The 9,282-nt window shown below is 43.4% G+C and carries 21 protein-coding genes; all 21 read right to left on the minus strand.

Annotated elements, in window-relative coordinates:
- Window positions 1–186: a 50S ribosomal protein L30 gene (rpmD, locus tag BQ5809_RS05300; protein WP_003788583.1), complete on the minus strand. Its 186-nt coding sequence runs from the start codon at window positions 184–186 to the stop codon at window positions 1–3.
- On the minus strand, window positions 179–697 hold the full coding sequence (gene rpsE / locus BQ5809_RS05305) for a 30S ribosomal protein S5 (protein ID WP_003788587.1): 519 nt from the start codon (window positions 695–697) through the stop codon (window positions 179–181). The genes rpmD and rpsE overlap by 8 nt, the downstream gene beginning before the upstream one ends.
- 20 nt (window positions 698–717) lie before the next feature.
- Window positions 718–1,071 carry a 50S ribosomal protein L18 gene (gene rplR / locus BQ5809_RS05310; RefSeq protein ID WP_003788589.1) on the minus strand — a complete coding sequence of 118 codons (354 nt, stop codon included), beginning with the start codon at window positions 1,069–1,071 and terminating at the stop codon, window positions 718–720.
- A gap of 14 nt (window positions 1,072–1,085) precedes the next feature.
- Window positions 1,086–1,619, minus strand: coding sequence for a 50S ribosomal protein L6 (rplF, locus tag BQ5809_RS05315; protein ID WP_003788591.1), 534 nt, complete (start codon window positions 1,617–1,619; stop codon window positions 1,086–1,088).
- Window positions 1,620–1,636: 17 nt separating this feature from the next.
- Window positions 1,637–2,029: a 30S ribosomal protein S8 gene (gene rpsH / locus BQ5809_RS05320; protein ID WP_003788593.1), complete on the minus strand. Its 393-nt coding sequence runs from the start codon at window positions 2,027–2,029 to the stop codon at window positions 1,637–1,639.
- Window positions 2,030–2,043: 14 nt separating this feature from the next.
- On the minus strand, window positions 2,044–2,349 hold the full coding sequence (gene rpsN, locus BQ5809_RS05325) for a 30S ribosomal protein S14 (protein WP_003788595.1): 306 nt from the start codon (window positions 2,347–2,349) through the stop codon (window positions 2,044–2,046).
- 2 nt (window positions 2,350–2,351) lie between these two features.
- Window positions 2,352–2,891 carry a 50S ribosomal protein L5 gene (rplE, locus tag BQ5809_RS05330; protein ID WP_002642314.1) on the minus strand — a complete coding sequence of 180 codons (540 nt, stop codon included), beginning with the start codon at window positions 2,889–2,891 and terminating at the stop codon, window positions 2,352–2,354.
- Window positions 2,892–2,894: 3 nt separating this feature from the next.
- Window positions 2,895–3,233, minus strand: a complete 339-nt coding sequence (rplX, locus tag BQ5809_RS05335; RefSeq protein ID WP_003788597.1) for a 50S ribosomal protein L24 — start codon at window positions 3,231–3,233, stop codon at window positions 2,895–2,897.
- 18 nt (window positions 3,234–3,251) lie between these two features.
- A complete protein-coding gene (gene rplN / locus BQ5809_RS05340) occupies window positions 3,252–3,620 on the minus strand; it encodes a 50S ribosomal protein L14 (RefSeq protein ID WP_002642316.1) in 369 nt (122 codons plus the stop codon).
- 259 nt (window positions 3,621–3,879) lie between these two features.
- Entirely contained in the window at window positions 3,880–4,143 is a 264-nt protein-coding gene (rpsQ, locus tag BQ5809_RS05345) for a 30S ribosomal protein S17 (protein ID WP_003788600.1), read from the minus strand.
- Window positions 4,143–4,334, minus strand: a complete 192-nt coding sequence (gene rpmC / locus BQ5809_RS05350) for a 50S ribosomal protein L29 (protein WP_003788603.1) — start codon at window positions 4,332–4,334, stop codon at window positions 4,143–4,145. Before rpmC ends, rpsQ begins: the two co-directional genes overlap by 1 nt.
- A complete protein-coding gene (gene rplP, locus BQ5809_RS05355; protein ID WP_003788605.1) occupies window positions 4,334–4,750 on the minus strand; it encodes a 50S ribosomal protein L16 in 417 nt (138 codons plus the stop codon). The genes rpmC and rplP overlap by 1 nt, the downstream gene beginning before the upstream one ends.
- Complete coding sequence (gene rpsC, locus BQ5809_RS05360; RefSeq protein ID WP_003788607.1) at window positions 4,734–5,432, minus strand: 30S ribosomal protein S3; 699 nt, start codon at window positions 5,430–5,432, stop codon at window positions 4,734–4,736. The genes rplP and rpsC overlap by 17 nt, the downstream gene beginning before the upstream one ends.
- 9 nt (window positions 5,433–5,441) lie before the next feature.
- Entirely contained in the window at window positions 5,442–5,771 is a 330-nt protein-coding gene (gene rplV, locus BQ5809_RS05365) for a 50S ribosomal protein L22 (RefSeq protein WP_003788610.1), read from the minus strand.
- Window positions 5,772–5,779: 8 nt separating this feature from the next.
- Window positions 5,780–6,058, minus strand: a complete 279-nt coding sequence (gene rpsS, locus BQ5809_RS05370; RefSeq protein WP_003788612.1) for a 30S ribosomal protein S19 — start codon at window positions 6,056–6,058, stop codon at window positions 5,780–5,782.
- Window positions 6,059–6,063: 5 nt separating this feature from the next.
- Window positions 6,064–6,897 carry a 50S ribosomal protein L2 gene (rplB, locus tag BQ5809_RS05375; RefSeq protein WP_003788615.1) on the minus strand — a complete coding sequence of 278 codons (834 nt, stop codon included), beginning with the start codon at window positions 6,895–6,897 and terminating at the stop codon, window positions 6,064–6,066.
- Between the two features lie 2 nt (window positions 6,898–6,899).
- A complete protein-coding gene (rplW, locus tag BQ5809_RS05380; RefSeq protein WP_019390278.1) occupies window positions 6,900–7,214 on the minus strand; it encodes a 50S ribosomal protein L23 in 315 nt (104 codons plus the stop codon).
- The gene (gene rplD, locus BQ5809_RS05385) at window positions 7,211–7,831 is read right to left on the minus strand and encodes a 50S ribosomal protein L4 (protein ID WP_003788618.1); all 621 of its coding nucleotides are present in this window, start codon (window positions 7,829–7,831) and stop codon (window positions 7,211–7,213) included. The genes rplW and rplD overlap by 4 nt, the downstream gene beginning before the upstream one ends.
- Window positions 7,831–8,478 carry a 50S ribosomal protein L3 gene (rplC, locus tag BQ5809_RS05390; protein WP_003791993.1) on the minus strand — a complete coding sequence of 216 codons (648 nt, stop codon included), beginning with the start codon at window positions 8,476–8,478 and terminating at the stop codon, window positions 7,831–7,833. Before rplC ends, rplD begins: the two co-directional genes overlap by 1 nt.
- Before the next feature lie 348 nt (window positions 8,479–8,826).
- Window positions 8,827–9,138 carry a 30S ribosomal protein S10 gene (rpsJ, locus tag BQ5809_RS05395; protein ID WP_003791995.1) on the minus strand — a complete coding sequence of 104 codons (312 nt, stop codon included), beginning with the start codon at window positions 9,136–9,138 and terminating at the stop codon, window positions 8,827–8,829.
- Between the two features lie 18 nt (window positions 9,139–9,156).
- On the minus strand, window positions 9,157–9,282 hold a 126-nt coding region (locus BQ5809_RS10310; protein WP_081353473.1), incomplete at its 5' end, for an EF-Tu C-terminal domain-related protein.

The raw sequence follows: 9,282 nt of genomic DNA on the forward strand, positions 1-9,282 counted from the left end.
TTAATACTCCACTTTCAACAAGTAGCTGATTTTGTTAATCATGCCACGGTTTGCAGGGGTGTCCAATACTTCAACAGTATGCTCACGACGACGCAAGCCTAAACCACGCGCACAAGCACGATGTGATTCAATGGTACCGATTAAACTTTTTGCCAAAGTTACTTTAATCTTTTTTTGCTCAGTCATTGTTCGCTCCCAAAATTTCTTCTACGGTCAAGCCACGTTTTGCAGCGATTTCCGCAGGAGTGTACAATTTTGACAAACCGTCTAAAGTTGCACGAACGATGTTGTAAGGATTGGTTGAACCGTGTACTTTTGCAGAAATATTGTGAACACCCAACGCATCAAATACTAAACGCATTGGACCACCCGCTTTCACACCGCTACCTTCTTTTGCAGGCTGCATGAATACGCGAGTTGCGCCATGTTTACCAATTACTTCGTGATGAATCGTACCATTTTTCAAAGGTACTTTAATCATATTGCGACGTGCTTGGTCCATTGCTTTTTGTACGGCTACAGGTACTTCACGAGACTTACCTTTACCCATACCAATGCGACCATCGCCATCACCTACTACAGTCAAAGCCGAGAACGCCATAATGCGACCGCCTTTAACCACTTTGGTTACGCGGTTTACGGCAACCATCTTTTCAATCAAGCCGTCGCCACGTTCTTCTGTTTCATGTTTTGCCATTTTGGTCTCCAAAATCTTTCTTAGAAGCTCAAGCCGTTTTCACGAGCAGCTTCAGCCAAAGCCTTCACGCGACCGTGATATTGAAAACCTGAACGGTCAAAAGCCACTTTTTCAATACCAGCAGCTTTAGCTTTTTCTGCGATGCGTTTACCTACCACAGTTGCTGCTTCAACGTTGCCACCTGATTTCAGGCTGCCACGAACTTCAGCTTCCACAGTAGAGGCAGCAGCCAATACTTTATCGCCTTCGGCACTGATAATTTGAGCATAAATATGGCTGTTAGTACGGAATACGCACAAACGCACCATTTTCAAATCTGCGATACGCGCACGGGTTTTGCGTGCACGGCGCAATCTTGCGATTTTTTTATTCATGGTTACAGCCTCAATTATTTCTTCTTAGCTTCTTTCATGATTACGTTTTCGCCAACATAGCGAACACCTTTACCTTTGTAAGGCTCAGGTAGACGGTAACCACGAATTTCAGCAGCAGCTTGACCGACAGCTTGTTTATCAGCACCAGTCAAAATGATTTCTGTTTGAGAAGGTGTTGCTACGCTCACGCCTTCAGGCATTTCGTATACAACAGGGTGAGAGAAACCTAAAGACAAGTTCAAAGTTTTACCTTGAGCTTGAGCGCGATAACCCACGCCAATCAATTGTAATTTTTTCTCAAAACCTTCTGATACGCCTTTAACCATGTTAGCAACCAATGCACGCACTGTACCAGACATCGCATTAGCATGTTTGCTTTCATCAGCAGGTGCAAAAGTTAATTGACCATCGTTCAATTCAACTTTTACTGCACCAGTCAAAGGCAGAGACAACGCACCATTTTTACCTTTTACGGTTAATGCGTCTGTTCCGAAGTTTACTTCTACGCCAGCAGGAACAGTTACTGGATTTTTCGCTACGCGAGACATCTTAAAACTCTCCCTAATTAGGCTACGATACACAACAACTCGCCACCGATACCAGCTGCGCGTGCTTTGCGGTCAGTCATCACACCTTTAGAAGTGCTTACAATCGCTACACCCAAACCATTCATCACAGCAGGGATTTCGTCAGAGCCTTTGTAAACACGCAAACCTGGGCGTGAAACACGTTTAATCTGTTCAATAACAGGGCGACCTGAATAGTATTTCAAAGTGATAGACAATTCAGGTTTCACATCAGTAGATACAGCAAAATCTTCGATATAACCCTCTTCTTTCAAAACTTTCGCAATCGCGCATTTTAATTTTGAAGAAGGCATCGCTACAGCCACTTTATTAGAGCGTTGTGCGTTACGGATACGGGTCAACATATCGGAAATAGGATCATGCATACTCATTTTTTATACTCCTATTACCAAGAGGCTTTAATAACACCCGGAATTGCGCCACGCATAGCGATTTCACGGATTTTGATACGACCCAAACCGAATTTGCGGAACACACCACGTGGGCGACCAGTGATAGCACAACGACGACGTTGGCGAACTGGAGCAGCATTACGGGGAATCGATTGGAATTTCAGACGAGCTTCGAAACGCTCTTCATCTGTCGCGTTCGCATCATTGATGACTGCAAAAATAGCTGCGCGTTTTGCAGCATATTTTTTAGCCAAAGCAACACGCTTTGCTTCACGATTAATAAGTGCTTTCTTAGCCATGATTAACCTTTAAATGGGAATTTAAACAATGACAACAAAGCTTTCGCTTCTTCGTCAGTTTTCGCAGTAGTGGTAATCGTGATATTCAAACCGCGCAATGCGTCGATTTTATCGTATTCAATTTCAGGGAAAATGATTTGTTCACGAACACCCATGTTGTAGTTACCGCTGCCGTCAAATGATTTGCCGCTCACACCACGGAAGTCGCGTACGCGAGGCAATGCGATGGTTACTAAACGGTCTAAAAATTCAAACATGCGTTCACGGCGCAAAGTTACTTTGCAACCTACTGGATAGTTATCACGGATTTTGAAGCCCGCGATAGATTTACGCGCAACGGTAACAACTGGCTTTTGACCAGCGATTTTTTGCAAATCGCCAACAGCGTGTTCCATTACTTTTTTATCTGCAACTGCTTCGCCCACACCCATATTCAAAGTAATTTTTTCAATGCGTGGAACTTCCATGATTGATTTGTAACCGAATTGTTTCATCAATTCAGGTACAACTGTGTTTTTATAGTAGTCTTGTAAACGTGCCATTTATTATGCTCCACGAGTTACAGCAGGAACTTCTGCACCGTTTGATTTGAATACGCGAACACGTTTTACTTTACCTTCGCCTTCAACCAACTTGATGCCAACACGGTCTGCTTTTTTCGTTTCAGGATTGAAGATAGCCACGTTTGAAATTGCCAATGGCATTTCTTTAACAATGATACCACCTTCAACACCGCGCATAGGATTAGGTTTTTGGTGGCGTTTAACTACGTTAATGCCTTCAACAATTACTTTATCGCCCAACACGCGAACCACTTGACCTTGTTTGCCTTTGTCTTTACCAGTAATGACAACGACTTGGTCGCCTTTAATAATTTTGTTCATTGTAAACCTTCCTATACCTTATAGCACTTCGGGTGCCAATGAAACAATTTTCATAAAACGTTCAGTACGCAATTCGCGCGTTACTGGACCGAAAATACGAGTACCCATAGGCTCAAGTTTGTTATTCAACAATACGGCTGCGTTGTTATCAAACTTAATCAGTGCGCCATCAGGACGACGAATGCCTTTTGCAGTACGAACCACAACAGCATTGTAAACATCACCCTTTTTAACGCGCCCACGAGGTGCAGCGTCTTTTACTGCAACTTTAATGATGTCGCCCACGTTTGCGTAGCGACGCTTAGAGCCACCAATTACTTTGATACACATCACGCGACGCGCACCAGAGTTATCAGCCACATCTAAGATGGTCTGCATTTGAATCATGTTAATAACCTTAAAAAAATCCAACTTAATTTACCACTTTCAGTCTGCCCGATACATCTGCTTTGAGATTCGAACTAGGCTGAAACCTAATCGGTTCTAGTAAACCAGTCTTGGCCCCGAAGGGAAGATGCCCTGGAAAAGAGCTGAAAGAAGCAGGAATTCTACTGTAAATATTTCATATTTGCAAGCACTAAAGCAGCCTGAAAATATAAAAACGAAGCTATTGTTTCAATAACTTCGTTTTTTAACATCAGCTGTATTACACAGTGCGAGCTTTTTCTACCAACTCTTTAACCACCCAAGATTTGGTTTTAGACAATGGGCGAGATTCTTCAATCACCACCACGTCGCCAATACCATATTGGTTTTGCTCATCATGAGCGTGGATTTTAGTAGAACGGCGAACAATTTTACCGTACAAAGGGTGTTTCACTTTGCGTTCAACCAAAACGGTTACGGTTTTGTCCATTTTATCGCTAACTACTTTGCCTTGCAAAGTACGAACGGTTTTCTCAGTGCTCATTACTTATTACCTTTTTCAGCGATGACAGTTTTTACACGAGCAATATCGCGGCGCACTTGCTTAATCTCGCTGGTTTTACCCAACTGACCAGTAGCGTGCTGCATACGCAGACCGAATTGTTGTTTCAGCAAATCAACCAAAACTTCATTCAGTTGCTCTACTGGTTTTTCTTTCAATTCATTGGCTTTCATTATTTACCCACCTGTCTTGTTACAAATGTGGTTGCAATCGGCAACTTCGCAGCAGCCAAAGCAAACGCTTCACGCGCCAAAGACTCTGCTACGCCGTCCATTTCATACAACACTTTACCAGGTTGAATTTCAGCAACGTAGTATTCTACCGAACCTTTACCGCCACCCATACGAACTTGGATAGGTTTAGCAGTGATTGGTTTATCAGGAAATACGCGAATCCAAATACGACCACCACGTTTAATGTGGCGAGTCATGGCACGACGTGCTGCCTCAATTTGACGAGCAGTCAAACGACCACGAGCCACAGCTTTCAAACCAAAATCGCCAAAACTAACAGTGTTACCACGAGTAGCAACGCCTGTATTGCGACCTTTGTGCTGTTTACGGTATTTCAGTCTAGTTGGTTGCAGCATTTCGACCACCCTTTCTGTTATTGCGACGGTTTTCGCGTTCAGGTTGAGCTTGAACTTGACCCATTTCGCCTTTGTAAACCCACACTTTTAAGCCGATGATACCGTAAGTAGTCAAGGCTTCGCTGGTAGCATAATCTACATCAGCACGCAAAGTGTGCAAAGGTACTCGACCTTCACGATACCATTCGCTACGCGCAATATCCGCACCATTCAAACGACCAGAAGTCATGATTTTGATGCCTTTTGCGCCAGCGCGCATTGCGTTTTGCATAGCGCGTTTCATAGCACGGCGGAATTGAACACGTTTTTCTAATTGTTGTGCGATACCGTCAGCAATCAGTTGAGCGTCCAATTCAGGTTTACGGATTTCTTCAATGTTTACGTGAACCGCAACACCCAGCAATTTTTCCAAATCGCGTTTCAACACTTCAATGTCTGCGCCTTTTTGACCAATCACCACACCAGGGCGAGCCGTGTGAATGGTGATGCGAGCAGATTTTGCAGGGCGTTCAATCACAACGCGACCAACAGAAGCATTAGCCAAGCGTTTTTCTAAATATTCACGAACATCAATGTCTTGTTTCAAAACAGCGGCAAACTCGGTGCTTTTTGCAAACCATTTTGAAGACCAGTCTTTATTGACAGCCAGTCGGAAACCAACTGGATGGATTTTTTGTCCCATGGTTATTCCTTAGTTGCCTACTACCACGTTGATGTGGCAAGTTTGTTTTTCAATGCGGTTACCGCGACCTTTTGCACGAGCTTGGAAGCGTTTCAGGCTAGGACCTTTATCCACGAAAATCATTACGACTTTCAACTCATCAATGTCAGCACCGTTATTGTGCTCAGCATTGGCAATAGCAGATTCCAAAACTTTCTTAATCAATTCCGCGCCTTTTTTAGGGCTGAATGCCAAGATGTTCAGGGCTTGGGCAACGTCTTTACCACGAATCATGTCTGCTACCAAGCGAGCTTTTTGAGCAGAGATGCGTGCGTTGTTATGTTGTGCAGATACTCTCATGTTTCACCTTATTTTTTCTTAGCTTTTTTATCAGCTAAATGACCTTTAAAGGTACGAGTCAATGAGAATTCACCCAATTTATGACCAACCATGTTGTCACTGATGAATACAGGTACGTGTGTACGACCATTGTGAACGGCGATAGTCAAACCGATAAAATCAGGCAAAATAGTAGAACGACGAGACCATGTTTTGATTGGACGTTTGTCGTTAGTGGCACGAGCTGTATCCACTTTTTTCAGCAAATGCAGGTCAACGTATGGACCTTTTTTCAATGAACGAGCCATGTCAATTAACCTTTATTAGAGTAACGACGACGGACAATCATATTGTCCGTACGTTTGTTATTACGTGTACGGTAACCTTTAGCAGGTGTACCCCATGGGCTAACTGGTTCGCGAGCTTCGCCAGTACGACCTTCACCACCACCATGTGGGTGATCTACAGGGTTCATTACCACACCGCGTACTGTTGGACGAATACCACGCCAACGGTTCGCACCTGCTTTACCAATTTTCTTCAGGCTTTGTTCTTCGTTGCCCACTTCACCGATAGTTGCACGGCAATCAACGTGGATGCGACGAACTTCACCAGAACGCAAACGAACTTGCGCGTAGATACCTTCTTTTGCCAACAATACAGCGGAAGCACCAGCAGAACGTGCAATTTGCGCACCTTTACCAGGTTTCATTTCGATACAGTGAATAGTTGTACCAACTGGGATATTGCGGATAGGCAAAGTGTTACCTACTTTAATCGCTGCTTCAGAACCTGACACCAATACCGCACCAGCTTGAATGCCACGTGGAGCAATGATGTAACGACGTTCACCGTCAGCGTAGCACAACAAGGCGATGTGCGCAGTACGGTTTGGGTCGTATTCAATGCGTTCTACTTTTGCAGGAATACCGTCTTTGTTACGTTTAAAGTCTACAATACGGTAGTGGTGTTTATGACCACCGCCTTTGTGGCGAGTAGTGATATGACCGTTGTTGTTACGACCAGCAGTCGAATTTTTCTTTTCCAACAAAGGAGCATAAGCCGCGCCTTTGTACAAACCTTCTGTTACGACGCGAACCATGCCGCGACGACCAGCAGAGGTCGGTTTCATTTTTACGATAGCCATGCTTATTCCTTATCTGCAGCGGCTGCAGCTGCTTCCAAATCAAGCTCTTGACCAGCAACTAAGCTTACATAAGCTTTTTTCACATCGCTGCGACGACCCAAAGTACGACCAAAGCGTTTAGTTTTACCTTTAGTAGTAGTAGTCGTAACAGAAGCAACTTGAACATTAAACAACAATTCTACTGCCGCTTTAATTTCAGTTTTAGTTGCATCTTTCAGCACTTTGAAAACCATTTGGTTGCGTTTTTCAGCCAGCATATTGCTTTTTTCTGAAACAACAGGTGCCAAAATCACTTTCATCAAACGTTCTTGATTCATACCCATTGCTCCTCTAACTGTGCAACTGCATCTTTAGTCAGCACAACTTTTTTGTAGCGCAACAAGCTGTAAGGGTCAGCTTGAGTAGCTTCCAATACCAATACGTTTGGCAAGTTGCGTGAAGACAAGTATACGTTTTCGTCTAATTGTTTAGTTACAAACAACACTTGTTCCATACCCAAATTTTTCACTTGGTCAGCAAATTCTTTGGTTTTAGGAGTAGCTGCAGACAAATTCTCGATTACGAACAGACGTTCATCACGAACCAATTGAGACAAAATTGTAGCCATACCAGCACGGTACATTTTACGGTTCATTTTTTGAGTGAAGTTTTCGTCAGGTTTGTTCGGGAATGCGCGACCACCTTTACGCCACAATGGAGACGAAGTCATACCAGAACGCGCACGACCTGTACCTTTTTGACGCCAAGGTTTTTTAGTTGAGTGTTTCACTTCAGCACGAGTTTTTTGAGCGCGATTGCCTGAACGGGCATTTGCTAAATAAGCCGTAACTAATTGGTGAACCAGAGCTTCGTTGTACTCACGAGCAAACAAGGCATCAGAACCAGCAACGCTGCCTGAAACTTGACCTTGTGCATTAATCAGTTTCAATTCCATTACGCACCTACTTTCTTAACGCTGTGGCGAATAACTACATCGCTGTTTACAGCACCAGGAACAGCACCTTTAACCAACAACAAGTTGCGCTCTACATCAACGCGGATAATTTCCAAATGTTGAACAGTAGATTGAGTATTGCCATACTGACCAGCCATGCGCTTACCAGGGAACACGCGACCAGGGTCTTGCGCCATACCGATAGAACCAGGAACACGGTGAGAACGTGAGTTACCATGAGAAGTACGTTGTGCGCCGAAGTTGTGGCGTTTAATCGTACCAGAGAAGCCTTTACCTTTGCTTGTACCAGTAACATCAACTAATTGACCTGCTTGAAACAATTCAACAGTAATGATGTCGCCAGCTTTCAACTCGGCAGCTTTTTCTTCAGAAACTGGAAATTCATGCAAACCACGACCCGCTTCTACACCCGCTTTTGCAAAGTGACCAGCTTGAGCTTTGTTTACATGTTTTGCTTTTTTCTGACCAAAGGTTACTTGAACAGCAGTATAGCCGTCAGCTTCTTTGGATTTTACTTGGGTAACGCGGTTAGCAGACATTTCCAACACAGTTACAGGAATAGAAGCACCCTGCTCTGTGAAAACACGAGTCATACCAACTTTGCGTCCAACCAGACCTAAAGTCATGATTATTTCCTTGTAATTTAAGGGATTACCTACGATTGGGCAATCTAAATGGACATAAAAAAGAGACTTGACATAAATGCCAAGTTCAAAACTATACCATATTTTCAAAAGAAATCAAGAAAAACTTTTATAGTGAATTAAATTTAGATTAGTACAGCGTTGCCAACTCCCTTATGTACTAGATGTACACGGCGGTCGTTGTCGCCCTGTCCTAATCTAAATTTAATCCACTATAATTTCAAACGCAAATATTGTTTAACCTAATTCTCAGGCAGCCTGAAAAATAAAAAACACCCTCCAATTAATCAATTGGAGGGTGTCTTATTTTCTAGCTATACAACTAAAAAATTATTTCACTTTGATTTCAACGTCCACGCCAGCAGGCAAGTCCAATTTCATCAAAGCATCAGTCGTTTTATCAGTCCAATCCACGATGTCCATCAAACGCAAATGCGTGCGGATTTCCAACTGTTCACGAGAAGTTTTGTTTACGTGTGGAGAACGCAAAATGTTGAAGCGTTCAATTTTAGTTGGCAATGGAATCGGACCTTTAACAACCGCGCCAGTGCGTTTAGCAGTCTCAACGATTTCTTGAGCTGAACGGTCAATCAAAGCGTAGTCGTATGCTTTCAAACGGATACGGATTTTTTGGTTAGCCATTATCTCAGTATCCTTGTATTAAGCAATCACGTTAGCCACAACGCCCGCACCAACGGTACGACCACCTTCACGAATCGCAAAACGCAAACCGTTTTCCATAGCGATAGGTGCAATCAACTCAACAGTGATTTTCACGTTTTCGCC

Source organism: Kingella kingae ATCC 23330 (genome assembly GCF_900111845.1).
Taxonomy (GTDB): domain Bacteria; phylum Pseudomonadota; class Gammaproteobacteria; order Burkholderiales; family Neisseriaceae; genus Kingella; species Kingella kingae.